Raw genomic sequence first — 24616 nt, 5'->3', positions numbered from 1 at the left:
GAGTTTGATGACGAACCTGCTCCAGCCTGAACCGCGACAGCGCGCCGCGCTGGCAGGTCACGAGCGCCTGGACGGTGCCATTCCAGAGATGCCGGGCCTGGGCGATGCCACGCCCGAAATCCCCGGCCTGCGCAAACTCATCAGGGAATCGTGGCTACGGTCCGCCGGCTTCAAAGCCAATCCTGACAATGCGGCCGCGCCGCTTGCCTTCGACTGGGACGAGCTGGAGGACTACCGCCGGCAGCACCCCCTTGCAGCGATCATGCCGGTCATCAACAAACTCCTGGTCCAGCCCAGCCATGACAGCGGCCTCCTGGTGGCCGTAGGCGATGAGGTGGGCAGGCTCCTGTGGGTGGACGGCGACCCCACGCTCCAGCGCCGCGCCGAAGGCATGATGTTCGTCCCCGGTGCCGACTGGTCCGAGGCCAGTGTTGGCACCAGTGCCCCGGGAACGGCCCTGGCCCTGGGCAAGGGGATCCAGATCGCCGGCGCCGAGCACTACCAGCGGGCCGTCCATCCCTGGAGCTGCACCGCCGTCCCCTTCCACGACCCCGATTCAGGCGCCGTGCTGGGCGTCGTGGACATCACCGGGACAGCCACCGCGGTGGCGCCGCATACGCTGTCGCTGGTGGAGGCCACCGTGGCGGCCGCGCAGGCGCAGCTGCGGGTGGAGCGCCTGCAGCGCGCGGCGGAGCTGGCCAGGAAGCCCGTACGACGGCGGTCCCCGGCGTCCGCCGCCAGGCAGGGCCAGGGTGCCAAGGAAGGCAGCCTCTACCGGAACAGCCTGCAGCTGCTGGGCCGCGACCAGGCGCTGCTCAGCCTGGGCGGCAGGACGGTTTCGCTGTCCGCCCGGCACAGCGAGATCCTGGCCCTGCTCAGCACCCACCCGGACGGGCTCACCGCGGAGGAACTCAGCGCCCTGCTGTATCCCGGGGACGGCCCTACCATGACGCTGCGCGCCGAGATGGTCCGCCTGCGCAAGGTCATCCAACAGCTTTCCCCGGACGCTGTTCCCGGCTCGCGCCCCTACCGGCTGCCTGTCGACCTGGTGCCGGACACCGGCCAGGTGCTTAGTTGCCTGCAGCGCGGTGCACACCGGATTGCCCTGGAGATTTACCGTGGCGGCGTGCTCCCGCGCTCCGAGGCGCCCGGCATCATCGAGCTGAGGAACAGGGTCTCGTCCCTGCTCCGGGAGGCCGTCCTCACGGATGGAAGTGCCGAGTCCCTGCTCAAGTACGCCGCGCTTCCCGAGGCAAGTGACGACGTCGGAATCCGCCGCGCCGCGCTCCGCCTCCTGCCGCCGCGCTCACCCAAGCGGGCCGCCGTCGTGGCCGACCTGGAACGGCTGGAAGCCGAACTGCGCGCCTGACAACGCCCCCCTGTGACACCGGCCACAGGCCTGCAACCTGGCTGCAACCTGCCAACTCCTACGCTGTCTCCAACGGCGAACGGCCCCTGGGGCCCGCCTTCTGCACAGCAAAGGAGCTAAGCACATGACCGTTTACGCACAGCCGGGAACCGACGGTTCGAAGGTCACCTTCAAGGACCGGTACGAAAACTGGATCGGCGGGGAATGGGTGGCCCCCGTGAAGGGGCAATACTTCGACAACATCACTCCGGTGACGGGCAAGGCGTTCTGCCAGGTGGCCCGCGGCACGGCCGAAGACATCGAACTGGCGCTGGACGCGGCGCACAAGGCGGCACCGTCCTGGGGAAAGACCTCAGCAGCGGAACGTGCCGCAATCCTGAACAGGATCGCCGACCGCATCGACGAAAACCTGGAAATGCTCGCCGTCGCCGAAACCTGGGACAACGGCAAGCCGGTCCGGGAGACCCTGAACGCGGACCTGCCGCTGGCGGCGGACCACTTCCGCTACTTCGCCTCAGCCGTCCGTGCCCAGGAAGGCAGCCTCTCCCAGCTGGACGAGAACACCACCGCATACCACTTCCACGAACCGCTCGGCGTGGTGGGCCAGATCATTCCCTGGAACTTCCCCATCCTCATGGCCGTCTGGAAGCTGGCACCCGCGCTCGCCGCCGGAAACACGGTGGTGCTCAAGCCCGCCGAACAGACGCCAAGCTCCATCCTGGTGCTGGTGGAACTCATCGGGGACCTGCTGCCCGCCGGCGTGCTGAACGTGGTCAACGGCTTCGGCGTGGAGGCCGGCAAGCCGCTGGCCTCCAGCTCCCGGATCCGGAAGATCGCGTTCACCGGCGAGACCACCACCGGCCGGCTGATCAGCCAGTACGCCAGCCAGAACCTCATCCCCGTCACCCTGGAACTGGGCGGCAAGAGCCCCAACATCTTCTTCAACGACGTTGCCCAGGAGAACGACGCGTTCTACGACAAGGCCCAGGAAGGTTTCGCGCTGTTCGCCTTCAACCAGGGCGAAGTCTGCACCTGCCCGTCCCGGGCGCTGGTCCAGGAGGACATCTACGACTCCTTCATGGCGGACGCCGTGGCCCGGGTGGAAAAGATGGTCCAGGGCAACCCGCTGGACACCGATACGCAGGTTGGTGCACAGGCCTCCAACGACCAGTTGGAGAAGATCCTGTCCTACATTGACATCGGAAAGCAGGAAGGCGCCAGGATCCTCACCGGCGGCGCCCGCGCCGAACTCCCGGGCGATTTGGCGGGTGGCTTCTACGTCCAGCCCACCGTGTTTGAGGGCCACAACCGGATGCGGATCTTCCAGGAGGAGATCTTCGGGCCCGTGGTGGCGGTGACCAAGTTCAGCGACTACAACGACGCCATGGGCATCGCCAACGACACCCTCTACGGGCTGGGCGCCGGTGTCTGGTCCCGCAACGGCAACGTGGCCTACCGCGCCGGCCGGGAAATCCAGGCCGGCCGTGTCTGGGTCAACAACTACCACGCCTACCCGGCGGGTGCCGCCTTCGGTGGCTACAAGTCCTCGGGCATCGGCCGTGAAAACCACGCCATGATGCTGGACCACTACCAGCAGACCAAGAACCTGCTGGTCAGCTACGACGAAAACAAGCTGGGCTTCTTCTAGGCCAGCACTACCCCCCCGCCACAACGACGCAAGGATTTCGCCAATGACGACGACAATGCAAGCAGCAGTAGTAACCAAATTCGGTGCCGACCTGTCCGTCCAGGACGTCGCCATGCCGGTACCCGGGCCCGGCCAGGCACTGGTCAAAGTCTTGACCACCGGCGTATGCCACACCGACCTCCACGCAGCAGAAGGGGACTGGCCGGTCAAACCCGCCCCGCCGTTCGTTCCCGGCCACGAGGGCGTGGGGGAGGTGGTGGCACTGGGTGAAGGCGTCACCGACCTCCGCATCGGAGACGTGGTGGGCAACGCCTGGCTGTGGTCCGCCTGCGGTGACTGCCAGTACTGCCGCACCGGCTGGGAGACCCTCTGCGAGGCCCAGCAGAACGGCGGCTACACGGTGGACGGGTCCTTCGGGGAGTACATGCTCGTGGACTCACGCTTCGCGGCGCGCATACCGGCGGGATCCGACCCCGTCGAGGTGGCGCCGGTACTCTGTGCCGGCGTCACCGTCTACAAGGGCCTGAAGATGACCGAGACCCGGCCGGGGCAGTGGGTCACCATCTCCGGCATCGGAGGGCTGGGGCACATCGCCGTCCAGTACGCCGTCGCCATGGGCCTGCGGGTGGCCGCCGTGGACGTCGCGGACGACAAGTTGGCCCTGGCCAGGACCCACGGAGCGGAAGTGACCGTCAACGCGCTGCATGAAGATCCGGTAGAGGTGATCCAGCGTGAAACAGGAGGGTGCCATGGGGTGCTGGTTACGGCGGTGCATCCGTCAGCATTCGGACAGGCCATTGGCATGGCCCGCAGGGGCGGCACCATCGTGTTCAATGGACTGCCTCCGGGGGACTTTCCGGCGCCGATCTTCGACATCGTGCTCAAGGGGCTGACGGTCCGCGGTTCCATCGTCGGAACCCGGCAGGACCTTGAGGAAGCGCTGGATTTCTACGCCAGGGGAAAGATCCGCCCCACAGTGTCCGTCCGGGAGCTCTCCGAGGTCAACGCCGTCTTCGATGAGATGAAGCACGCCAAGATCGACGGCCGCGTGGTGCTGAGGTTCTGATGCCGGACCACGGGATGGACGCCGCCGTGACGCTGCCCGGGGAAGACTTTTCCCGGGTGGCGCTCACGCCGGCGGCCGTGGACCTGCTGCGGATGCTCTGGGACCGGCACGGACCGCTCATGTTCCACCAGTCCGGAGGCTGCTGCGACGGGTCCTCACCCATGTGTTACCCGGCAGGGGACTTCATCACGGGGGACTCGGACGTCCTGCTGGGGCTGTTCGACCTGTCCGACGGCCTGCAGCCACTTCCGCTGGAGTTCTGGATGTCCCGGGAACAGTTCAATTACTGGAGCCACACCCACCTGACCGTGGACGTTGTACCGGGCCGGGGGAGCGGCTTTTCGGTGGAAGCGCCGGAGGGCAAACGCTTCCTGATCCGGTCAACGCTGATGGACTGGCCTGCCTAGCAAGTTCGACGCTTTACGCCTCGGGGCTCTCCATTAGGAGGGCCCCGAGTGCGTTGGCGGAAGAATATTCGGCGCAGAGGCCGTCTCACTATTCGGGACGATTGGGGCCGTCCAGTGGATGGACACTATCGTTGATAGGTCTGTTTCCATCACAAACCAGGATTGTGACCCCCCTTATGAATCTTCTGCGGACAAAATCCATCGAGCAGTCGATTGCCGACGCCGATGAGCCAGGGCGCAAACTCAAGCGTTCCCTCAGCACCTGGGACCTCATGATCATGGGCGTCGCCGTTGCTGTGGGCGCCGGTATCTTCTCGGTGGGCGCCAAGGCCGCTGCCAACTTCGCGGGCCCCGCCGTCACCGTCTCCTTCGCCATCGCCGCCGTCACGTGCGCGCTGGCCATCATGTGCTACGCCGAGTTCGCCACCGCCATCCCCGTGGCCGGATCGGCCTACGTCTTCACCTACGCCACCATGGGCGAACTCCTTGCCTGGATCATCGGCTGGAACCTGATCCTCGAGCTGTTCACGGCCGCCGCCGTCATCGCCAAGTACTGGGGCATCTACCTCAGCAAGGTGTTTGCCCTCACGGGCCTCGACATCCCGCCGGCCCTCTCGCTGGGCGGCGTGGACCTCTACTGGGGCGCCTTCCTGATCGTGGCCATCTTCACCGTGCTGCTGGTGCTGGGCACCAAGCTGTCCGCCCGCGTGGGAAACATCTTCACCCTGATCAAGATCGGCGTGGTGCTGTTCGTGATCGTGGTGGGCTTCACCTACGTGAAGCTGGAGAACTACAGCCCGTTCGTTCCCGCCGCCCAGCCCACGGCAGGCACCGGCGCCGCGGACGTCCTGAAGCAGTCCTTCTTCGGCTTCCTGACCGGTGCCGCGCCCGCCCAGTACGGCACCATGGGCATCTTCGCCGGGGCCGCACTGGTGTTCTTCGCCTTCATCGGATTCGACGTGGTGGCCACCTCCGCCGAGGAAGTCAAGAACCCGCAGAAGACGCTGCCCCGCGGCATCTTTGGCGGCCTGGCCCTGGTGACGCTGCTCTACATCCTCGTGTCCCTGGCCCTGACCGGCATGGTGTCCTACACCCAGCTGGCCGAGGCCAAGAGCCCCACCCTCACCACTGCCTTCGAGGCCGTGGGCGACACGTCCGCTGCCAAGGTCATCGCCTTCGGTTCCCTGGTGGGCCTGACCACCGTGATCATGGTGCTCCTCATGGGCCTGTCCCGCGTGGTGCTGGCCATGAGCCGCGACGGACTGCTGCCCCGGTCGCTGTCCAAGACCAGCGACAAGCGTTCCACCCCGGCGCGCCTCCAGATCATCTGCGGCGCCGCAGTTGCCCTGGTGGCAGGCCTGACCAACGTGGACCTGCTCGAGGAAATGATCAACATCGGCACGCTGTCCGCGTTCGTGGTGGTCAGCCTGGGCATCCTGGTGCTCCGCAGGAAGCGCCCGGACTTGAAGCCCGCCTTCCGCGTCCCGTTCGGCAAGGTACTGCCGGTTGTCTCCGCGGTGCTGTGCCTGTACCTGATGACCAACCTCGCCGTGGAGACCTGGATCTTCTTTGCCGTCTGGCTGGTCATTGGCCTGGCGATCTACTTCGCGTACGGACAGCGGCACTCCCGGCTCAACGAGCGCTTCGCCGAGGCCAACGCCAGCGTCAACGGCGCCGCGGGTTCCGCTGCAGCCCCCGCCGCCGAACGGGACGACGAGGATGAGCTGAGCCGCACCTGACGGCCCGCGACCACTCCTCCTGAACTGCCCGCCCGGCCTGTGCCGGGCGGGCAGCCGCATTTCCGGCAGCCGCGTTTCAGGGCGCCGCGTACCGGCCCACCCATTCCACGAGCGGCCGGAGCTGCCGCCACCGTTCCGCGATCCGCTCCTTCGCTGCGGGTGTGGAGACCCACTCCGGCCGGCCCACCTCGACTCCGGCGGAGAGCGATTTGTGCTTGAGCAGTTCGGCGCGGGGATGGTCTTTGTCGAATCCCCGCGGGACGGTTTTCAGCGTCTCGCCCTCGATGGCAAAACCGGCGCCGGCCACGGCATCAACAATGTCCTGCAGGGCGGCGCCGCTGGCGGAAGCGTCGGCGGCCGCGCGGAACCGTGCCAGCTGGGCGGGAGTGTGGGAGTGGTAGCCCCCACCGATCAACAGCCCGTCAGCATTGATTTGGAGATAGAAACCCACGCCTTCCTGGCGCGCAGCGAATGCTCCCTGGGCAGTTTTGTAGGGCGACTTGTCCAGTGAGAAGCGGACGTCGCGGTTGGGGCGGAAAAGCTTGGCCGGTCCGAACTCGGGTTCCAGCTCGGAGAGCAGGAGGGTGAGTGGTGCCTTGACTGATTCCTCGTACGTTGCCTTGTGTGCCAGCCACCAGTCGCGGTTGTTGTTGTCCTCCAGCTGTGCGTAGAAGCGGAAAGCTTCGACGGGGATGCCTGCGAAAGTGTTCATCTACGGAGCGTAGGGCTGCCGCCCGCAACCAGCCAGGTCTACGCCGCCGTATGTGCAAAAGCGGCCCGACTGCAGAACACCCCGCCACGGAGGCCCGTGACGGGGTGTTCTTTCGGTTCAGCCGGCAGGAAGCCTGGTCAGCCGATCTTGTTGGCGGACTCTGCATCCGAGGCCGGAGCGGAGGGGGCATCCCCTGCGCCGAGGTTGGCGCGCAGCTTGGCGCCGAGTTCGGCATCAACGTTGGTCCAGTACTGGATGGCGCGTTCCTTGATGCCCGGGCTCTGGACGCCGCCCACGGCACCGGTGATGGTCTCCAGGAAGCGGGCCTTTGCTGCCTCGTCGTAGACCTCGCGGTACAGCGCGCCGGCCTGGACGAAGTCGCTGTCCTCGGCGTGGAGGGAGTGCGCGGCAAGGGTCAGCTCGCCGTCGTTCTCCCAGCCGCCGGCCGGGTTCTGCGGCTCAACGGCAGCCGGGCCGCCCACGGAGTTGGGTGCGTAGACCGGAACGGAGGGGGCGTTGAACAGGTAACGTCCGGCACCGTCCTGGCTGTAGTTGTTGACCTGGTTCTTGGGCTGGTTCACCGGGATCTGCGCGTGGTTGGTGCCCACGCGGTAGCGGTGTGCGTCCGCGTAGGAGAAGATGCGGGCCTGCAGCATCTTGTCCGGCGAGGCGGCGATGCCCGGCACGAAGTTCGACGGCGCGAAGGTGGCCTGCTCGATCTGCGCGAAGTAGTTCTCCGGGTTCCGGTTCAGCTCCATGGTGCCCACCTTGATCAGCGGGTAGTCGCCGTGCGGCCACACCTTGGTCAGGTCGAACGGGTTGAAGCGGTAGGTCTTGGCATCCTCGTACGGCATGACCTGCACGTGCAGGTCCCAGGACGGGAAGTTGCCCGCGGCGATGTTCTCGGACAGGTCGCGGATGTAGAAGTCCGCGTCAGAGCCGGCCAGCTGTTCGGCCTGCTCGGAGCTCATGGAGTTCACGCCCTGGTTGGACTTGAAGTGGTACTTGACCCAGAAGCGCTCACCGGCTTCGTTAATCCACTGGTAGGTGTGCGAGCCGTAGCCCTGCATTTCGCGCCAGGAGGCCGGCAGGCCGCGGTCACCCATGAGCCAGGTGACCTGGTGGGCGGACTCGGGGGACAGGGTCCAGAAGTCCCACTGCATGTCGGCGTCGCGGAGGTGCGTGCCCGGCAGGCGCTTCTGGGAGTGGATGAAGTCCGGGAATTTGATGCCGTCGCGGATGAAGAAGACGGGGGTGTTGTTGCCCACGAGGTCGTAGTTGCCCTCGGTGGTGTAGAACTTCACGGCGAAACCGCGGGGGTCGCGCCAGGTGTCCGGGGAGCCGTTCTCGCCCGCGACGGAGGAGAAGCGGATCAGCATCTCGGTCTCGACGCCGGGCTGCAGGAACGCGGCCTTGGTGTACTTGGAGATGTCTTCGGTGGTCTTGAACGTGCCGAATGCGCCGCCGCCCTTGGCGTGCACTACGCGCTCCGGAACCCGCTCGCGGTTGAACTGCGCGAGCTTTTCAACGAGGTAGTGGTCGGTCAGGATGATGGCACCATCGGCACCAACTGACTTCGAGTGAGCGTCGGATGTAACCGGCGCGCCTGACTGGGTTGTGGAAACGGCAGTCATTGTTCTCCTATTTCTCTTTTTCTTGCGAGGGACTGTGGGGAGGAAGTTGCTGGGCCTGCTGGCATTCCTGGCAGATGCCCTGGTACATGACGTCCGCGATCTGGATGGTCATGGGCTTGGCGTCCGGGTTCCAGTGCGGCGTGAGGCAGGGGGCGTGGCCGACGGCGCAGTCCACGTCCTCCACCCGGCCGCAGCTGATGCAGATGGCGTGGTGGTGGTTGTCGCCCACACGCGTCTCATACAGGGCAGGGGAGTGCGGCGGCTCGAAGCGGCGCAGCATGTGCAGGTCCGTCAGGTCGCCGAGGACTACATAGACGGACTGGGCCGTCAGTTCGGGCAGCTCGGCCCGGGCGGCGGCAAGGATGCTTTCGGCAGGCGAGTGGGGGTGGCGTTCGACGGCGGCAAGGACGGCCAGCCGCTGCTTGGTCACCCTGCGGCCGTGGGCGCGCAGGGCTGCAGCCCACGCTTCCTGGCCGTCAAAGTGCTCCATCATGGCTCCATTGAAACACTTATTTTTAGCAACTCACAATAAGGCGTGGCTTACCTTCCCGTGTCGCCCGCTAGTGTTACGGGGGTGGGGAAACTGCTTGCCGATGTCACACCGCTCAGGGAAAGCCCGGCATTCCGCCGGTTGTGGCTCGGATCGGCGGTGTCCGCCGTCGGCAGCCAGCTCACCCTGGTGGCAGTGAGCCTCGAGGTGTACCGCCTGACGCAGGACAGCTTCTACGTGGGCCTGCTGGGCATCTTCGCGCTGGTTCCCCTCGTGATCGGTGGCCTGATGGGCGGCTCCATCGCCGACGCCCACGACCGCAGGCGGATTGCCCTGCTGGCCACCACCGTGCTCTGGCTGACCACCGGCCTGATCGCACTGCAGGCCTGGGTGCAGCTCGGCAACGTGTGGGTGCTGTACCTGCTGGTGGCACTGCAAAGCGGGGCCCAGGCCATCAACCAGCCGGCACGCAGCGCCATCATCCCCACGCTCATCCGCAAGGAACTCCTGCCGGCCGCCAACGCGCTGAGCATGCTGACCCTGGGCCTTGCCATGACCGCGGGGCCGCTGCTGGCCGGCCTCCTGGTGGCGTGGCTCGGGTTCGGCTGGACCTACACCATCGACTTCGTGAGCTTTGCCTTCGTCCTATGGGCTGTCTACCGGCTGCCACCCATGCCGCCCACCGGTGGACACAGCAAGGCGGGGATCCGCTCCGTCATCGAGGGGTTCCGGTTCCTTGGCACGCGGCCCAACCTCCGCATGACCTTCATCATCGACCTCATCGCCATGGTCCTTGCCCAGCCGCGGGCGCTGCTGCCCGCAGTCGCGGCCCTCATGATCGGCGGCGGCGAGGCAACCGTGGGCATCCTGCTGGCCTGCACCGCCGTCGGGGCCTTCCTGGCCGGCTTGTTCTCCGGTCCGCTGGGCAGCGTGCGCCGCCAGGGGACCGCCGTCGTCGTTTCGGTGATGGGCTGGGGCGCGTCCATCGGGGCGTTCGGCCTGGTGGTGCTGCTGGCCGGTCCCGCGCCGGCCGGGGCGGTGACCCTGTGGCTCCTGCCCGCCGCCGTCTGCTGTGTCCTTGCAGGCATTGCCGACTCCATCAGCAGCGTCTACCGCAACACCATCCTGCAGGCCGCGGCCCCTGACCACCTCCGCGGCCGGCTGCAGGGCGTGTTCATCGTGGTGGTGGCCGGCGGCCCTCGAATCGGGGACCTGCTGGCGGGTGGCGCGACTAAGATTTTGAATGAGGGCTGGGTCCTGCTGCTCGGCGGTGCGCTGTGTATTGCGGGGGCCTTGCTGGCGGCGAAACTGCAGCCGGGCTTCCGGACGTACGATGCGCGGAACCCGGTTCCCTAGCCGGCCGTTCCTTTTAACGAGGAGGAAACGTGCATAACCATCACAACGGACTGAAGACCGCGGCACTGTTCGGGGTGCTGTGGGCGGTGCTGCTGGGCCTTGGCGGGCTCATCGGCGTGGGGACACGCAGCTCGGCCCCCATCTGGATCATGGCCCTGATCGGCGTCGGCACCACCTTCTACGGGTACTGGAACAGCGACAAGATTGCCATCCGGGCCATGCAGGCCATCCCGGTCTCCGAAGCCCAGGCGCCGCAGCTCTACCAGATTGTCCGCGAGCTTTCGATGCGCGCCAACCAGCCCATGCCGCGCATCTATGTGTCGCCCACCATGAACCCCAACGCGTTCGCCACCGGACGCAATCCGCAAAATGCCGCGGTCTGCTGCACCGAGGGCATCCTCCAGCTCCTGGACGCCCGTGAACTCCGCGGCGTCCTGGGACACGAACTGATGCACGTCTACAACCGGGACATCCTCACCTCATCCGTGGCTGCCGCCGTCGCGGGCGTCATCACGTCCGTGGGGCAGATGCTGCTGTTCTTTGGCGGCGGTGACCGGCGCAACGCCAACCCCCTGGCCATGATCGCCATGGCACTGCTGGCGCCGTTCGCGGCGTCGCTGATCCAGATGGCCATCTCCCGCACCAGGGAGTACGACGCCGACGAGGACGGTTCGCAGCTCACGGGCGATCCGCTGGCGCTCGCCTCGGCACTGGCCAAGATCGAACGCGGCGTCACCATCGCGCCCCTGCCGCAGGACCAGCGGCTGGTCAACGCCTCCCACCTCATGATCGCCAACCCCTTCCGCGGCGGCGCCATGAACAAGCTGTTCGCCACCCACCCGCCCATGCGGGACCGGATCGCCCGGCTGGAGCGGATGGCCGGCCGGCAGACGTAGCCGGTTGCCCGCCGTCGGACCTGTCTGCCGACGCCCTGCCTTCAGCAGCGACCTGCGCCTTCGCCGGCGACGCGCACCTTCATTTTCGCTGCGCAGATTCCTTGGCGCCTCTGGTATTTCGGGTGCGCCAAGGAACCTGCGCAGCGGTTAGCCTTTGGCGCGTCGGGAACGACGGCGGGGCGGGGCCGGCATGGGCGGTCCCGCTACGCGAAGAGGCCTTCGCCGATGAAGCCGCCGGGCTTCACCCCGCCCGGCACCGCGAAAAGTCCGGAGCCCGTGTGCTTCAGGTACTCCACCGCCAGGGTGTCGCCCTTGGCCATCGCCATCTGCATGGGGACATAGTGGGTCCGTGGATCGGTGACGAACGCAATGAAGAACAGCCCGGCGTCCAGGTGCCCCAGGCCGTCGGAACCGTCGGTGTAGTTGTAGCCCCGGCGCAGCATCCGCACGCCGCTGTTCTGGCTGGGATGTGCCATCCGCATGTGGGAATCGAGGGGGATCAGGGGTTTTCCGCCCTTGCCCTGCCGCGCGAAATCGGGCTCGGTGAACTCCCCGCCGCCGGACAGGGGTGCACCCGTTCCCTTGGTCCGGCCGATCAGGCCTTCCTGTTCGCCCAGGGACGTGCGGTCCCAGATCTCGATGTGCATGCGGATCCGGCGGGCCACCAGGTAGCTGCCGCCTGTCATCCAGGCATCCTGGGGCCGGGCGGCCGCTGCCCACACATGCTGGTCCAGCAGTTGCTGGTCCTCCACCTTCAGGTTGTTGGTGCCGTCCTTGAACCCGAAGAGGTTCCGCGGGGTCTCCTGCGTGCGGGACGTGGACGATGTCCGGCCGAAGCCCAGCTGGGACCACCTGACCCGCACCTTGCCGAAGCCGATCCGTGCCAGGTTTCGGATGGCGTGCACCGCCACCTGGGGGTCGTCCGCGCAGGCCTGCACCACCAGGTCGCCGCCGCTGCGGGCGGGGTCCAGGTCCTCGCCGGGGAAGTGCGGCAGGTCGGCCAGGGCCTCGGGCCGGCGTCCTTCCAGTCCGAAGCGGGCCACGCCGTCCTTTTCGAACAGGCCGGCGCCGAAGCCGAAGGTCAGGGTCAGCTTTCCCGCGTTGAGGTCCAGCGCCTCGCCGGTGTCCTCCGGAGGGGCACCATAGGGTCCGTCCACGGCGCCGGTTGCGCCCGCCGGGCGGCCCTCGGTCAGTGCTTCCGCAGCCCGCGTCCAGTCCTTGAGCAGCTGGACCAGTTCCTCACGCTTCGTCGTGGTGACGTCGAACGCGGCCATGTGCAGGCGGTCCTGGGCGGGGGTGGTAATGCCGGCCTGGTGGTGGCCGTGGAAGGGGACCACCGGGCTGTCGGCGGCCGGCGGCGCGGCAGAGGCGGCCACGGCGTCGTGCCCCAGGAAGCCTGCGGCGAGCCCCGCTGCCGCACCGCCCAGTCCGGCGATGCCAAACAGGCCGCGCCTGCTTAGGCGGGCTCCCGCCGTCGGCTGTTCCCGGTCCCCGCCATCCTGCGCCGCCCCAGGTGAAGCGGCAGGTTCATCCGGCGCGGAGGCCTCCGGCGGCCGGCCGCCAAAGGGGCAGCCGGTCACAGGACCACCGCCGCCGTCAGCCGGGACAGCGGTTCGCCGAGCGCGTCAACCAGTGACGCCAGCCGCTGGACCTGCTCAGGGGCCAGCTTGTCGTAGGAGGCGAAGCCAGTGCCCTGGGCGTGCGTGGCCAGCTCCGCCTGCAGTGCGGCGAATTTCTCATCCAGGGAGGAGGCCAGGGCAGCGTCCTTCCGAAGCAAAGCAGGCTTCAGGCTTTCGAAGGCGATGCGGGCGCCGTCGACGTTCGCCTGGAAGTCCCAAAGATCCGTGTGCGACCAGATCTCCTCCTCCCCGGTCACCTTTCCGGTGGCAACCTCGTCCAGCAGTTCCTTGGCGCCGTTGCCCAGCATGTCCGCGGAAATCTCCAGGGTGCGGGTGCGCTCCACCAGGTCCTTGGTGTCGGCCACCATCCGGTCTGCGATCGAGGACCGTTCCGCTGCCGTCAACGCCGTGTAGTCCGCCGGCGGGAACAGGTCCTTCTCGGCACGGTGCCAGCCGGTCCACTCCTGGCCCGGTTCGAGATCGGCTTCACGGGCATCAAGTTGCGGGTCCAGGTCCCCAAAGGACTCGGCCACGGGCTCGATCCGTTCCCAGTGCTGGCGCGTTGCCGCGTACAGGGAGCGCGCCTCCTCCGCGTTGCCGGCCGCGAAGGCGGCGGCGAACTGCTGGGTGCCGGTGAGCAGCTGCTCGCTCTGGTCCTTGACGTAGGAGGCGTACTGCCCGGTGGCGGTGTCCAGGAGGTGCTGGAAGTCCGTGTCGGCCGACGGCTGGTTTCCGGACTGGGTGACTTCCAGGGCGCCCCTGATCCCGTCGCCTTCCATGCCCGGCTTGCAGGCTGTCGTGTAGGTGCCTGCCGGGGCGGTGACCACCAGGTTGCGGGTCAGGCCGGGGCCGATGTTCTCCACCTCGCCCAGGATGCGCAGCCCGTCCGCTGCCAGCAGGTAGAACTCGGTGACCTCCGTGCCCTCGTTCTTCACGGAGAAGCTGAGGTTTCCGCTGGGCACGCTGCCGGCCGAGACCTTGCACTCGGTATTTGAGCTGACAACCTCGATGGCGCCACCCGAGGTGTCCGCTGCCTTGGTGTTGTCCGTGCAGCCGGTGAGGAGCAGAGGGACGGCCACGACGGCGGCAGCAAGGGCGGCGGGCTTGTTTCGGAAGACGTACCGGGGTGTTTTGGGCAGGGTGAAGCCGGGCATTGGGTTGTCCTTTGGGTGCGGGTGCGGAGGTCTTTTGGCGGTCAAGCAGTCGGTCAGGCAGCGGCCGGGGCTTTGGCGGCGTGGTTGTTGCCGGCCATGGTCCTGCCTGGCGGCACCGACGTGAAGTGCGTGCGCAGGTAGAGGAACAGCACGGGCAGTACGTACACAAGCCACGCCGCGGCTTCCAGCCAGGTGGTAGCCGGGGAGAAGTTCAGGGTGCCCTTGAGCAGGGTGCCGTACCAGGACGACAGCGGTACCGTGGCGCTGATATCGAACGCCAGGGAGTGCAGGCCCGGAAGGAGCCGGGCCTCCTGAAGATCATGGACGCCGTAGGACAGCACGCCGCCGGCGATGACGATCAGGGCGGCGCCGGTCCAGGTGAAAAAGCGGGAGAGATTGACCTTCAGGACGCCGCGGTGCAGCAGGTAGCCCAGGCCGGCCGCGGTTGCCAGGCCAAGCAGGGCGCCCAGCAGTGGCTGGGTGGTCTCACCGGTGGCCTTGGCCGCCGCCCACAGGAAGAGGGCCGTTTCCAGGCCTTCCCGTCCCACGGCGATGGCTGCCACCACGGCCAGGCCCCAACCGGCCCCGCCTGCGGACCGGTCAACGCGCGACTTCAGGTCGCTGCCGAGTGTCCGCGCGGTGCGGGCCATCCAGAAGACCATCCAGGTGACCAGGCCGACGGCGAGGATGGACAGGCTGCCGCCAATCGCCTCCTGCGCCTCAAACGTGAGGCCCTTGGGGCCGAAGGTCAGGAGGGCCCCGAACCCGACGGAGACAGCCACGGCCGCCGCAACGCCTGTCCACAGCCGGGGGATGAGGTGGCGGCGGTCCGTCTTGGCGAGGTAGGCCATGAGGAGGACCACCACCAGGGTGGCTTCGAGTCCTTCGCGCAGGCCGATCAGGTAGTTGGCAGTCATGGAGGTTCTTTCGCTCAGGTAAGCCTTACTTAGGCAGGCCTAAGGATGAGATTACCCGGCGCCGGCAATTACGCAAACTAAACGTGCTGTAATTTCGTGTTCGTTACGCATGGCGGGGCCGCAGCGGAATCGGCGACCGGCTCCGCCGCCCGCGACACGCAAAGCCGCCCGCGACACGCAAAGCCGTCCGCGATACGCAAAAAGGCCGGCGCCCCCCGTATATCGGGTGCGCCGGCCGTTAGGCGTAGCGGAGGAAATTATCCGCGTCGAATTCGACGGCGGGGAAGGCTAGCTGCGGAAGTTCACAAACTGCAGGTCGGCTTCCTCGAAGTCCTTCAGCAGCGCCATGGTGGCCTGCAAGTCATCGCGGGACTTGGAGGAGACCCGCAGTTCGTCGCCCTGGATCTGGGACTTCACCGATTTGGGCGCCTCGTCCCGGATCAGCTTGTTGATCTTCTTGGCCAGGTCCTGCGCAATGCCTTCCTTGATGGAGGCTTCCAGGCGGAACTCCTTGCCGGATGCGTAGGGCTCGCCGGTATCCAGCGACTTCAGTGAGATTCCGCGGCGGATCAGCTTGGACTGCAGTACGTCCAGGACCGCCAGGACGCGTTCCTCGGAGTTGGCCTTCATGAGGATCTTCTCGCCGCTGAAGTCCACCTCGGCCCCGACGCCCTTGAAGTCGTAGCGCTGGGCGAGTTCCTTCTGGGCCTGGTTGAGCGCGTTGGCCACTTCCTGCTTGTCCACTTTGCTTACGACGTCGAACGTTGACTCGCCTGCCATGACTCTCCTTTGTTGATGGGGCGCCCCGCGCGGAACAGGGCCAGGATCACTGGAATCCAGCCTAGTACGGATGCCCGGACCGGTGGGGGCCGCGGATTCACAGTTCCCTCTCAGCGGACGCACCGGGGGAACGAAGGCGCGCTGGCGAGAGTTGGAGCAGTTGTACTGAAGTTCGAGAGGAACACCATGCACCGCAAGGCCGCCCGTTATGTCACCCGGACCACATCAGCAGCAGCGGGGGCGGTGGCCACGGCGGCGACCTCGGTGGCGGCGGCAGCGCTGGCAGCCTCCATCATCTTCAGCCCGGTGGCCGACGCCTCCTCCCGCATGGACGGGGTACGGGCGGACCTTCAGCGGGCCGTGCAGCTGAACCAGATCACCGAGGAGCAGGCCCTGAGCTTCGAGGCCAAGCTGGCCGGACGCATCCTGGGCCAGGAGGCATAAAACAGCGGTTTTCCGGCGCTGTTCCGCGGCTTTTGGGGCTGCCCGGGGCTCGATTCGATTCTTCGGCGGAAGTTCTGTAAAGTTGTCTTGCCCGCGGTTACTGAAGCGGAACGGACGGAAACGGACGCTCCGAACACTGCATCAGCGGGTACTTCTTTTGAAGTTCGGCAGATTACCCGAGCGGCCAAAGGGGGCTGACTGTAAATCAGCTGGCAACGCCTACGGGGGTTCGAATCCCTCATCTGCCACCCAAGGAAAGCCTCCGGAACCACCAGGTTCCGGGGGCTTTTTCGTGTCTCCAGGCAGGGCCGGAGGCCGCCTGGAAACGGTGCCAAACCGTCGTCGACACCATGGGGGTGCGGGCGTAGTCTGACAGAATCGGCGCACGTGCCCCGATGCCCTGCGTCGATAAATCCATCGATGAAGGAGGATTCAATGAGTGCTGTACGTGAATTCATGACCACGGATGCGCGATGTATCCGTGAAGGCGAGTCCCTTGTGGACGCCGCCCGGATGATGCAGGACCTGGACTGCGGCGCCCTCCCCATCTGCGGGGATGACGGCAAGTTGAAGGGCATGATCACCGACCGCGACATTGTGCTCAAGTGCGTCGCCGCCGGCCGTGACCCGGGCCAGATGATGGCCCGCGACCTCGCCTCCGGCAAGCCCTACTGCGTCGACGCCGACGCCAACGTCGATGCAGCCATCGACATGATGGAAAAGCACCAGGTCCGCAGGCTCCCGGTGATCTCCGACCACAAACTGGTGGGCATCATCAGCCAGGGCGACATTGCGCGCAACTACTCCGAACAGCGCGTAGGCGAACTGGTGGAGCACATCTCGGAGCGCCACGGGATATAGCGCCGGCAATGCGGCATGGCCTTGTCCGCGGATCCAAGCCGTAAAGGTTCGGACCCGCGGACAAGCTTTTGATAACCCGGCTCAGCTCCCGGGTTCACGTGCCTTCAGTTCAGTGCGATCAGCAGCATCTGGCTTGTGCCCGGGATGCAGGTCTGCAGGATCGCCCGGGGGAAACCGCCGAACACCGCAATCACGTCGTTGGTGGTTCCGGGATTGGGGACCGTCCCGCGCCCCGTTACCGTGAAGGTTCCATAGCCCGGGATGCTCACCGTCTCACCCACGCTGATCCCGGAGAACCGGGCCCAGCCGCCGCAGAAATCATGCTCGGTGATGAACAGCGAATAGCCGTCATTGGGGGTGAAGTGGATGGGCCCGATGCAGGCGTCCACCATGGACTGGCCGCCGGAGCCGGCAACGTAAATGGTCCGGATTGCAGGCGCTGCGGGGACGGGAGCCGGAGCAGGTGCCGGTGCGGCCGCTGGAGCCGGGGCCGCGGCCGGGGCCGCGGCCGGAGCCGCGGCCGGAGCCGGGGCGGGTGCGGCCACTGCGATGGCCGGACCGGTCAGCAGGAGCGTCTGGCCAGGGTAGATGATGCTGTAGGCGCTGAGCCCGTTGGCCGCGAGCATGGCGTTCATGTCCACGCCATGGCCGGCAGCAATCGCGCCCACGGTGTCGCCCGGGACCACGGTGTACACGTTGGGGTCACCGGCAGGCGCGGGGGCCGGTGCGGGCGCAGGTTCCGGCGCAGGTTCGGCTGCTGCCGGTGCGGGGGCAGGCGCCGGGTCGGCGGCCGGCGCAGCAGCCTGTGCCGCCACCGCCGATGCCGCACCCGGATCGCTTTGTCCGGATGCCACGGCGTCCGTGGCTGTTTCGGCTGCGGCGCTTGGCGACGGTGGTGAGGCGGCCTCTGCCACCTGGGCCGCCGCCGTCGTGCTTCCGCCGAGGGTAGCGGGCGGCGCTGCCATGGCGCCCACGCCTACCGCGGCCACAACGGCCGCCGTGGCCATGCCGGCCCATAACCTGTTGCTGATGACCGGCCGGCCGGTGTTGAGGTCAGTCCGTGGTTCGTCGGTGGCGAAGCTTCTGCTGGTGCCCTCGGGGGAGGGAATGAAAGGCTGTTTCATGGAGTTGGCCCATCTGGGTTCGGTCCAGCCAGGTTGTGCTGCTGCACACCGGTGCGCCGGACGGATGGCGAAGTCATTGCACCGCCGGCCCCGGCAGTTGCCGGAGCCGCAGGCGGCACAGGGTGGAGGCATCCGCATACCCAGAAAATGCGGAACTCCGCGTGAAGGCAGGAACGTCCGGAAGCCACCCGGGGGACCTGCCAGTGCGTGTTGGTCCTAGGAATCCCGAGTCTAGGAATCGCCCCAAGGCCGGGGCACCAGTAGGAATTACCCGAGTTTTCGGGGCCGGTACCCGCCCGCGGCAGCGAAGCTACTCAGCATCCGGAAGCCCAATACTTGCCACCGGCCGTGACCTGGAGGGCGCAGGCCAACCACCAAACGGAATCTCTCAATCCCCGCTTCTACGGCGTCCGGCGTTCCCGCAGCTCGGCGATTTCCCGGCGCAATGAGGCAATCTCGGCCACCAGTTCCGTCACTTCAACCCGCAGCGGCTCTTCCACGGCCTCCGCCACCGTTTCCGCTGTATCCTCAACCCGCTGGACGAGCCAGGAGGCAATGGACGCCGTCACGACACCCAGCACGGCGATGCCGCTCATCATCAGCGCCGTGGCCACCAGCCGGCCGATGGGCGTCACCGGGTACATGTCCCCATAGCCCACCGTGGTGATGGTTGCGGTGGCCCACCACAGGGCATCGCCGAACGTGGTGATCTTGGCGTCCGGCGCCCATTGTTCGACGTCCAGCACAGCCAGCGCACCGACAAAAACCAGCAGCGCCGCGGACCCCGCCACATACGTGACCACGCGGCCGCGCAGCGTTTCGCCCACGGTACGGTGCAGGACGGACAACAATGTGACCAGGCGCAGCAGGCGCAGCGGCCGGAAGAACGGCAAGGCCACGATCACCAGCTCGTGCAGGTTCCGGATGAACCACTGCCGCCGGTCAGCCGAGAGCCACAGGTTTGCAGAGTAGTCCAGGACGAAGACGAACCAGGTCACCCACATGACCGCCTCAAGCCAGTCCGCCCCACTGCCCTCGACCCTGCCGATGACCTGCCAGGCGTACGCGCCGAGAAATACCAGTGCCGTCGCCATCAGGGGCCACTCCGCCAGGGCCCGGTAGCGTTGCTGCGTCATGCAGAAAATCCTAAGGGGATGGACCGCGGCACAGCAGGCCAAAAGATGTTACCGGCGGGTAACATTGAGGCATGCACCTGCTCCTGAGAACACTGCTTCTGCTTTTCCGGTCGAAACGGCGGCCGCCGCTCGCCGTATGGGAACCGGCATCCTTGCCATTGCGCGTCCTGCCCACGGACATCGACATCGCCATGCACGTCAACAACGGCATGTACCTGTCCCTGATGGACCTGGGCCGGTTCGACCTCATGGTGCGCAGCGGCGTCTGGAAGCGGATGCGCCGCCGCGGCTGGAGCCCGGTGGTGTCGGCGGAAACCATCTCCTTCCGCAAATCCCTGCAGCTGTGGCAGGACTACGCCATCGAGACCCGCATCATCGGGCTGGACACCAAGGCGATCTTCTTCGAGCAGCGCATGGTGGCCGACGGCGAGATTTACGCACGTGCCTACATCGCCACCCGGCTGGTCACCAAGACCGGCCCGGTCAGCCAGGAGGAGATCATCGCGGAGTTCGGGACACCGCCCGGGGACCTGGTGCTGCCCGAGTGGATCCATGAGTGGCGCGCCTCCAGCGCCCTGCCCGGCAGCCGCACGCCTTCCCCGCACCTGTGGGATGCCAACCGCTGAACCCCCGTGCCGGCGTCGTCCTTCCCCTATTCCCGATGACGCGGGGAGCGAACACGGGCGACAGCCGGGGCCCCGGCGCGTAGCGTGGACACATGGCTACCCTCGACATCACAGGTGAACAGTTCGCATCCACGATCGAAGGCAACGACATTGTCCTGGTCGATTTCTGGGCAGAATGGTGCGGCCCCTGCAAGCAGTTCGGCCCCACCTACGCAGCAGTTTCCGAGAAGCACCCTGACGTCGTGTTCACCAAAGTGGACACCGAAGCAGAGCAGCAGCTGGCGGCGGAGGCAGGCATCACCTCCATCCCCACCCTGATGGCCTTCCGTGAAAAGGTGCTGGTGTTCTCGCAGCCCGGCGCCCTGAACGCCCAGCAGCTGGAACAGGTGGTGGACGCGGTGAAGGCACTGGACATGGACGAGGTCCACGCCCACGTGGCCCGCCAGCGGGAAGAAGCGGCAGCGGCGGCCAGCCAGCCTGCCGGCCCCCGGGACGGTACGCAGGACGGCACCCAGATCCCCGACTTCTAAGACTCTGACAGCACAAAAAATGCGGGACCTCCCACTGGAGGTCCCGCATTTTTGCGTTCAGGCTGCGTCAGACGCGTTCCAGCTTGACCGGTTCGGCCAGCAACGCGCTCAGCGACTCGTTCAGGTCCTGCACAGCGGTGCCCTTGGAGTGCTTGTCCAGGTCCTCCTCGGACGCCCACTGTTCGGTCAGGACCAGCTTCTCCTCCGTGGCTTCGGTCAGCTCGTAGCGGATGCAGCCTGGCTCGTTCACCACCTCATCGATCGCGATTTCCAGGGCCAGCTTGACGCGGAAGAACTCGCCGTCGTTGGGAATGAACGTTGCTATCAGGTCAATGGGTGCACTCATGCGTTTCACAATACCGGGGCTGCAGGTGGCGCCCCGTTGTGTTGCGCCCGTTTCCCCGCCTGTCTTCCTTCTCCTGCAGGGATCCTGTTGGTAGCGTGCCATCATGCGTGCTTATACAGCCGGGGACACTGACGTCCCGCTCCTGGAGGAAACCATCGGCGCGAACTTCGAGCGCGTGGCCGCCCAGTTCCCCCTCCATGACGCCTTGATTGAGGCCGCACCGGTGCCGGGCGCCGATGCCCGCCGCTGGAGCTACACAAAGATGAACGACGACGTCGACCGGCTGGCGCGTGCGCTCCTCGCCCTGGGCATCGCCAAGGGGGAGCGGGTGGGCATCTGGAGCCCCAACTGCGCCGAATGGACGCTGCTGCAGTACGCCACCGCCAAGGCCGGCGCCATCCTGGTCAACGTCAACCCGGCCTACCGCAGCCATGAACTGGAATTCGTGGTCAAGCAGAACGGCATGCGCATGCTGTTCACGGCGCCGTCGGACAACAACAGCGACTACGTGGCCATGGCGCGGCAGGCCCTGCTGACTTGCCCGGACCTGCGGGAGCTGGTCTTCCTGCCGGACCACGGCCTGGATGGGCTGACGGCCGGGAGCCCCCAAAGCGATGCCGAACTGACGTACGCCGAACTGCTCAAGCGGGCGGACGACGTGAGTCACGCTGCCCTGAAGGCCCGCATGGCCGAACTCCACCCGCACGATCCCATCAACCTGCAGTACACGTCCGGCACCACGGGCTTTCCCAAAGGCGCCACGCTCACGCACCACAACATCCTGAACAACGGCTACGCCATCGGTGAGCTGCTGGGCTACACGGACCATGACCGGGTGGTCATCCCGGTGCCCTTCTACCACTGCTTCGGGATGGTGATCGGCAACCTCAATGCGCTCAGCCACGGCGCCGCCACCATCATCCCTGGCCGCGGCTTCTCGCCGGCGGCCGCACTTGAGGCAGTGCAGGACTTCGCCGGAACATCCCTCTATGGGGTTCCCACCATGTTCATCGCCGAGCTCGCGCTGCCGGACTTCGCCTCCTATGACCTGTCCACGCTCCGCACGGGGGTGATGGCCGGTTCGCTGTGCCCCATCGAGGTGATGAACCGGGTGATCTCCGAAATGAACATGGTGGATGTGGCCATCTGCTACGGCATGACCGAGACCTCGCCCGTGTCCACGATGACCCGCAAGGGGGACACCCTCCAGCAGCGCACCGAGACCGTGGGCAGGACCATGCCGCAACTGGAGAGCCGGATCGTTGACCCTGCCACGGGGGAGGAACTGGAGCGCGGGCAGATCGGTGAGCTCTGCACCCGCGGCTACGCGGTGATGGCCGGGTACTGGAACCAGCCTGACAAGACGGCCGAAGCCATCGACGCCGACGGGTGGATGCACACCGGCGACCTCGCCCGGATGGACGACGACGGGTACGTGGTGGTGGAGGGCCGGATCAAGGACATGGTGATCCGGGGCGGGGAGAACATCTACCCCCGGGAAATCGAGGAGTTCCTGTACACGCACCCTGCCATCCAGGACGTCCAGGTGATTGGGGTTCCTGATCCCACATATGGGGAGGAGCTGATGGCCTGCATAATCCTCAAGCCGGGCGCGGAACGGCTGGACGCCGCAGCGGTGGCCGAGTACTGCCGGGGGAGGCTGGCCCACTACAAGATCCCGCGCTACGTGGAGGTGCGCGAGAGTTTCCCCATGACGGTCTCAGGGAAGGTCCGCAAGGTCCAGATGCGCGAGGAAGCGGTGGCCCGGCTGGGGCTCTGACTAGCGGGGCTGCTGCACCAGGTCGAATCGGACTTCGCCCTCGCAGATCGAGGTGATCCTGATGGTGTAGCCGTCAAATGTGGCTTCCTGCCCGAGTGCCAACCCCGGAAAGTCTTTCGATGCCGGGCTGCTGACCTCGAACAAGGCTACCGACAGGTCCACCGTCGGCGGGTCATTCTTCAGGTGTGTGCTGGACAGTCGCACGAGCGGTGTGGCATCCGAGCCCCGCGGGGAGTCCGGCAGAAGCGGAAAAGAGCCATTTGCAGACGGGATGATCCGGTAAATTCCAGTGTTGGTGCAGCTTGCCGTTGACGTCATGGCTGGCTCCTTTGATGCTTGGGGTGAGTGCTGTTGGGACGGCTCTGCGGAGGGGGAGCAGCCGCTCAGAGAGAGTGCCAGAGGCAAAACCGTGCAAGCGAGAATGCGGCCACGAAGCCGCAGGGCTGGACGCGGCATCAGCCCGCCACCGTGGCATCGCTGAAGAGCTTGGTGAATTCGTCCTGCGAGATGTACATGCGCGGCTCGGAGGGGCCCCATGGGTTTTGAAGGATGATGTTCCCCCGCTCGTCAACTCCGGTAACGAAATAGGCGTGGCCGGCACGGTATCCGTTGGGCGCCTCCTCCGGCGTTTCACCCAGTGTTGTGACCAAGGCCGGACGTCCCCGGCCGGCCGCCTCCCACAGCTTCCCGGCGTCGTCGGTGCGTTCCACGTCCGGTTATGCCAAAAACTGGAATGCGTCGGGACCCCAGTTGCCTTCAAGGGCGCGGTAGTTGCCTGGCGGATACGCCTGGTCCGGGGGCGCCCCTTCCGCTGTCCCGTCGTTTCTGTCGTCCTCGGTGTAAACCTGTGCCAGCGCTTTCTCGACATAGGCAGGCCAGTTGCCGCCAAACCCTGCTTTGGCTCCCATCTGTGCGCCCTTGCTGTTTGCCGGCAGGTCCGAGGTGACGGTGACCCACTGCTCCTCTCCGTTCTTGTCGAACAGCAGGACGGAAACCGTGCCGTTGCCGTTGTCCGTTACGTGCTCGCGGGCCCAACCCGAATCGGCATTGATCATGGCCCCGGCGGCGGCCAAAACCACGCAGTCCCCGTACTGCCCCTGCCTGATGTCGTCAGTGCCCGGGCGTTGTCCGATCACCGGCCACTTGGGTTCCATCCACCGGTTCGTGCTGCTGGCGTCAGGGCCATCAGGCCTCGCTGCATCTCCCATGGCCTGCCCGTCCGGCTGGGCCCACGGTATGAGGTCCTTCAGGCGCCCCACCTGCTCTGCTGACGCCTTGGACAGGAGCTGGTCCAGCAGTTGCTGACGTTCGAAAGGCGTGGTTCCCTCCCAGTTGAACAGTCCCTTGCCGTCGGTCGCCGCGCCGCTGCCCAGGCTTCGGAGCTCATCATCGGTTAACGACTCCAGCAACTGGTTCAGCTGGGCAGGTTTGAGCCCGGTCAAGGCGTCGCGGAGCTTGTTGACGTCCGAATCGTTGCCCACAAAGAAGTTGTCGCCCGAAGCAGCGTCCCTGACCAGGCCCTGTAGCCTGTCCAGTTCGGGCGCGGCAAGGTTCGCTTCGCCGCGGTCGGGGTGGCGCGCCACAGAATGCTCCCCGCCGGTCAGGTAATCGGACGTCGCATCCCCGGCGGCCTTGCCGGGAGGGCCCCCGGCCGTACTGGTCCGGCCTGACGCGCCACCGGCGCCGCTGGCGCGTTCCTGCTCGTCCGCGTGCCGTGCGGCTGCCTTCCCTGCGTCCGCAAGGGCCTCAATGACGCGGCCCAGCAGGAGGCTGTGCGTGCCATTCCAGTCGTTCCGGAACCTCTCGGCGTCGGCCCCTTTCCAGGTGCCCGGCTCGCCCATGTTCTTCGACAGCGCCGTGGCAGTGGACATCAAGCGCGCGGAAGAGGCGGTAAGGGCCTTTCCCAGGGCGCGAAGTTGGGCGACGTCCGCCCCATAAATGCCTGCCATTATTCCCCCAAATATCCAGGCTCAAGCTTACGC

General features: G+C 66.5%; 25 protein-coding genes and 1 tRNA gene. 13 read left to right on the top strand and 13 right to left on the bottom strand.

The annotated features are described in order from the left end of the window. Positions 1–7: 7 nt before the first annotated feature. The 5 genes from LDO14_RS15050 (at position 8) to LDO14_RS15030 (ending at position 6229) form a co-directional block, all read left to right on the top strand. Complete coding sequence (locus LDO14_RS15050; protein ID WP_018769030.1) at positions 8–1369, top strand: helix-turn-helix domain-containing protein; 1362 nt, start codon at positions 8–10, stop codon at positions 1367–1369. A 124-nt stretch (positions 1370–1493) separates the two neighbouring features. Further along, positions 1494–3017, top strand: coding sequence for an aldehyde dehydrogenase family protein (locus tag LDO14_RS15045; protein WP_018769031.1), 1524 nt, complete (start codon positions 1494–1496; stop codon positions 3015–3017). 43 nt (positions 3018–3060) lie between these two features. After that, positions 3061–4083: an alcohol dehydrogenase AdhP gene (gene adhP / locus LDO14_RS15040; RefSeq protein ID WP_026265728.1), complete on the top strand. Its 1023-nt coding sequence runs from the start codon at positions 3061–3063 to the stop codon at positions 4081–4083. Further along, on the top strand, positions 4083–4490 hold the full coding sequence (locus LDO14_RS15035; protein WP_026265729.1) for a DUF779 domain-containing protein: 408 nt from the start codon (positions 4083–4085) through the stop codon (positions 4488–4490). Before adhP ends, LDO14_RS15035 begins: the two co-directional genes overlap by 1 nt. A gap of 176 nt (positions 4491–4666) precedes the next feature. Then, positions 4667–6229: an amino acid permease gene (locus LDO14_RS15030; RefSeq protein ID WP_018769034.1), complete on the top strand. Its 1563-nt coding sequence runs from the start codon at positions 4667–4669 to the stop codon at positions 6227–6229. Between the two features lie 76 nt (positions 6230–6305). On the opposite strand, the gene LDO14_RS15025 is transcribed toward LDO14_RS15030, so the two are convergent. The 3 genes from LDO14_RS15025 to LDO14_RS15015 form a co-directional block, all read right to left on the bottom strand. Then, entirely contained in the window at positions 6306–6941 is a 636-nt protein-coding gene (locus LDO14_RS15025; RefSeq protein WP_018769035.1) for a DUF2461 domain-containing protein, read from the bottom strand. 137 nt (positions 6942–7078) lie between these two features. Further along, on the bottom strand, positions 7079–8575 hold the full coding sequence (locus LDO14_RS15020; protein ID WP_018769036.1) for a catalase: 1497 nt from the start codon (positions 8573–8575) through the stop codon (positions 7079–7081). A 7-nt stretch (positions 8576–8582) separates the two neighbouring features. After that, positions 8583–9068, bottom strand: coding sequence for a Fur family transcriptional regulator (locus LDO14_RS15015; RefSeq protein WP_018769037.1), 486 nt, complete (start codon positions 9066–9068; stop codon positions 8583–8585). 81 nt (positions 9069–9149) lie between these two features. Here LDO14_RS15015 and LDO14_RS15010 point away from each other — a divergent pair, with 81 nt between their 5' ends. Together LDO14_RS15010 and htpX are read left to right on the top strand one after the other, a co-directional pair. After that, complete coding sequence (locus LDO14_RS15010; RefSeq protein ID WP_026265730.1) at positions 9150–10421, top strand: MFS transporter; 1272 nt, start codon at positions 9150–9152, stop codon at positions 10419–10421. Between the two features lie 29 nt (positions 10422–10450). Next, positions 10451–11317, top strand: coding sequence for a zinc metalloprotease HtpX (htpX, locus tag LDO14_RS15005; protein ID WP_018769039.1), 867 nt, complete (start codon positions 10451–10453; stop codon positions 11315–11317). 203 nt (positions 11318–11520) lie between these two features. Here htpX and efeB read toward each other — a convergent pair whose 3' ends face one another. The 4 genes from efeB to LDO14_RS14985 form a co-directional block, all read right to left on the bottom strand. Further along, positions 11521–12762: an iron uptake transporter deferrochelatase/peroxidase subunit gene (gene efeB / locus LDO14_RS15000; RefSeq protein WP_231377425.1), complete on the bottom strand. Its 1242-nt coding sequence runs from the start codon at positions 12760–12762 to the stop codon at positions 11521–11523. Between the two features lie 131 nt (positions 12763–12893). Further along, positions 12894–14090 carry an iron uptake system protein EfeO gene (efeO, locus tag LDO14_RS14995; RefSeq protein ID WP_018769041.1) on the bottom strand — a complete coding sequence of 399 codons (1197 nt, stop codon included), beginning with the start codon at positions 14088–14090 and terminating at the stop codon, positions 12894–12896. A gap of 53 nt (positions 14091–14143) precedes the next feature. Next, a complete protein-coding gene (efeU, locus tag LDO14_RS14990) occupies positions 14144–15007 on the bottom strand; it encodes an iron uptake transporter permease EfeU (RefSeq protein WP_018769042.1) in 864 nt (287 codons plus the stop codon). 288 nt (positions 15008–15295) lie between these two features. Further along, on the bottom strand, positions 15296–15787 hold the full coding sequence (locus LDO14_RS14985; protein WP_018769043.1) for a YajQ family cyclic di-GMP-binding protein: 492 nt from the start codon (positions 15785–15787) through the stop codon (positions 15296–15298). 186 nt (positions 15788–15973) lie between these two features. Here LDO14_RS14985 and LDO14_RS14980 point away from each other — a divergent pair, with 186 nt between their 5' ends. From LDO14_RS14980 to LDO14_RS14970, 3 genes are all read left to right on the top strand, one after another. After that, on the top strand, positions 15974–16231 hold the full coding sequence (locus tag LDO14_RS14980) for a hypothetical protein (RefSeq protein WP_018769044.1): 258 nt from the start codon (positions 15974–15976) through the stop codon (positions 16229–16231). Between the two features lie 166 nt (positions 16232–16397). Continuing rightward, positions 16398–16479: transfer RNA gene (locus tag LDO14_RS14975), tRNA-Tyr, on the top strand. 187 nt (positions 16480–16666) lie between these two features. Continuing rightward, complete coding sequence (locus LDO14_RS14970) at positions 16667–17092, top strand: CBS domain-containing protein (protein ID WP_018769045.1); 426 nt, start codon at positions 16667–16669, stop codon at positions 17090–17092. 104 nt (positions 17093–17196) lie between these two features. Here LDO14_RS14970 and LDO14_RS14965 read toward each other — a convergent pair whose 3' ends face one another. Beyond that, complete coding sequence (locus LDO14_RS14965) at positions 17197–18216, bottom strand: LysM peptidoglycan-binding domain-containing protein (protein ID WP_018769046.1); 1020 nt, start codon at positions 18214–18216, stop codon at positions 17197–17199. A gap of 401 nt (positions 18217–18617) precedes the next feature. Continuing rightward, positions 18618–19352: an ion channel gene (locus LDO14_RS14960; RefSeq protein ID WP_018769047.1), complete on the bottom strand. Its 735-nt coding sequence runs from the start codon at positions 19350–19352 to the stop codon at positions 18618–18620. 71 nt (positions 19353–19423) lie between these two features. Here LDO14_RS14960 and LDO14_RS14955 point away from each other — a divergent pair, with 71 nt between their 5' ends. Together LDO14_RS14955 and trxA are read left to right on the top strand one after the other, a co-directional pair. Further along, positions 19424–19978: an acyl-CoA thioesterase gene (locus LDO14_RS14955; protein ID WP_018769048.1), complete on the top strand. Its 555-nt coding sequence runs from the start codon at positions 19424–19426 to the stop codon at positions 19976–19978. Between the two features lie 92 nt (positions 19979–20070). Beyond that, on the top strand, positions 20071–20508 hold the full coding sequence (gene trxA, locus LDO14_RS14950; RefSeq protein ID WP_018769049.1) for a thioredoxin: 438 nt from the start codon (positions 20071–20073) through the stop codon (positions 20506–20508). A gap of 67 nt (positions 20509–20575) precedes the next feature. Here the strand turns inward: trxA and LDO14_RS14945 are convergent, their stop codons facing one another. Next, a complete protein-coding gene (locus LDO14_RS14945; RefSeq protein ID WP_018769050.1) occupies positions 20576–20854 on the bottom strand; it encodes an antibiotic biosynthesis monooxygenase in 279 nt (92 codons plus the stop codon). Between the two features lie 103 nt (positions 20855–20957). Here LDO14_RS14945 and LDO14_RS14940 point away from each other — a divergent pair, with 103 nt between their 5' ends. Further along, the gene (locus tag LDO14_RS14940) at positions 20958–22634 is read left to right on the top strand and encodes an AMP-binding protein (protein ID WP_056393060.1); all 1677 of its coding nucleotides are present in this window, start codon (positions 20958–20960) and stop codon (positions 22632–22634) included. Here LDO14_RS14940 and LDO14_RS14935 read toward each other — a convergent pair whose 3' ends face one another. The 3 genes from LDO14_RS14935 to LDO14_RS14925 form a co-directional block, all read right to left on the bottom strand. After that, positions 22635–22952 (bottom strand): hypothetical protein, encoded by a 318-nt coding sequence (locus tag LDO14_RS14935; protein WP_018769052.1) that lies wholly within the window; start codon positions 22950–22952, stop codon positions 22635–22637. It lies immediately after the preceding gene. Between the two features lie 137 nt (positions 22953–23089). Further along, the gene (locus tag LDO14_RS14930; protein WP_223992364.1) at positions 23090–23344 is read right to left on the bottom strand and encodes a papain-like cysteine protease family protein; all 255 of its coding nucleotides are present in this window, start codon (positions 23342–23344) and stop codon (positions 23090–23092) included. 6 nt (positions 23345–23350) lie between these two features. Next, positions 23351–24583 (bottom strand): C2 family cysteine protease, encoded by a 1233-nt coding sequence (locus LDO14_RS14925; RefSeq protein WP_223992363.1) that lies wholly within the window; start codon positions 24581–24583, stop codon positions 23351–23353. Positions 24584–24616: the final 33 nt, after the last annotated feature.

Origin of the sequence: Arthrobacter sp. NicSoilB11 (assembly GCF_019977375.1) — a bacterium.
In the GTDB taxonomy this organism is placed as follows: domain Bacteria; phylum Actinomycetota; class Actinomycetes; order Actinomycetales; family Micrococcaceae; genus Arthrobacter.
This window is presented reverse-complemented; position numbering and strand designations above follow the sequence as displayed.

Coding starts and splice junctions, on each gene's coding strand:
- LDO14_RS14985 (WP_018769043.1), bottom strand. CDS start 15,787: ATGGCAGGCGAGTCAACGTTCGACGTCGTAAGCAAAGTGGACAAGCAG.
- LDO14_RS14935 (WP_018769052.1), bottom strand. CDS start 22,952: ATGACGTCAACGGCAAGCTGCACCAACACTGGAATTTACCGGATCATC.
- LDO14_RS15030 (WP_018769034.1), top strand. CDS start 4,667: ATGAATCTTCTGCGGACAAAATCCATCGAGCAGTCGATTGCCGACGCC.
- LDO14_RS15025 (WP_018769035.1), bottom strand. CDS start 6,941: ATGAACACTTTCGCAGGCATCCCCGTCGAAGCTTTCCGCTTCTACGCA.
- LDO14_RS15045 (WP_018769031.1), top strand. CDS start 1,494: ATGACCGTTTACGCACAGCCGGGAACCGACGGTTCGAAGGTCACCTTC.
- LDO14_RS15015 (WP_018769037.1), bottom strand. CDS start 9,068: ATGATGGAGCACTTTGACGGCCAGGAAGCGTGGGCTGCAGCCCTGCGC.
- LDO14_RS14965 (WP_018769046.1), bottom strand. CDS start 18,216: ATGAAACAGCCTTTCATTCCCTCCCCCGAGGGCACCAGCAGAAGCTTC.
- LDO14_RS14940 (WP_056393060.1), top strand. CDS start 20,958: ATGCGTGCTTATACAGCCGGGGACACTGACGTCCCGCTCCTGGAGGAA.
- LDO14_RS14925 (WP_223992363.1), bottom strand. CDS start 24,583: ATGGCAGGCATTTATGGGGCGGACGTCGCCCAACTTCGCGCCCTGGGA.
- LDO14_RS14960 (WP_018769047.1), bottom strand. CDS start 19,352: ATGACGCAGCAACGCTACCGGGCCCTGGCGGAGTGGCCCCTGATGGCG.
- LDO14_RS15035 (WP_026265729.1), top strand. CDS start 4,083: ATGCCGGACCACGGGATGGACGCCGCCGTGACGCTGCCCGGGGAAGAC.
- LDO14_RS14955 (WP_018769048.1), top strand. CDS start 19,424: ATGCACCTGCTCCTGAGAACACTGCTTCTGCTTTTCCGGTCGAAACGG.
- trxA (WP_018769049.1), top strand. CDS start 20,071: ATGGCTACCCTCGACATCACAGGTGAACAGTTCGCATCCACGATCGAA.
- LDO14_RS14970 (WP_018769045.1), top strand. CDS start 16,667: ATGAGTGCTGTACGTGAATTCATGACCACGGATGCGCGATGTATCCGT.
- LDO14_RS14945 (WP_018769050.1), bottom strand. CDS start 20,854: ATGAGTGCACCCATTGACCTGATAGCAACGTTCATTCCCAACGACGGC.
- LDO14_RS14980 (WP_018769044.1), top strand. CDS start 15,974: ATGCACCGCAAGGCCGCCCGTTATGTCACCCGGACCACATCAGCAGCA.
- adhP (WP_026265728.1), top strand. CDS start 3,061: ATGACGACGACAATGCAAGCAGCAGTAGTAACCAAATTCGGTGCCGAC.
- efeO (WP_018769041.1), bottom strand. CDS start 14,090: ATGCCCGGCTTCACCCTGCCCAAAACACCCCGGTACGTCTTCCGAAAC.
- LDO14_RS15020 (WP_018769036.1), bottom strand. CDS start 8,575: ATGACTGCCGTTTCCACAACCCAGTCAGGCGCGCCGGTTACATCCGAC.
- LDO14_RS15050 (WP_018769030.1), top strand. CDS start 8: ATGACGAACCTGCTCCAGCCTGAACCGCGACAGCGCGCCGCGCTGGCA.
- efeU (WP_018769042.1), bottom strand. CDS start 15,007: ATGACTGCCAACTACCTGATCGGCCTGCGCGAAGGACTCGAAGCCACC.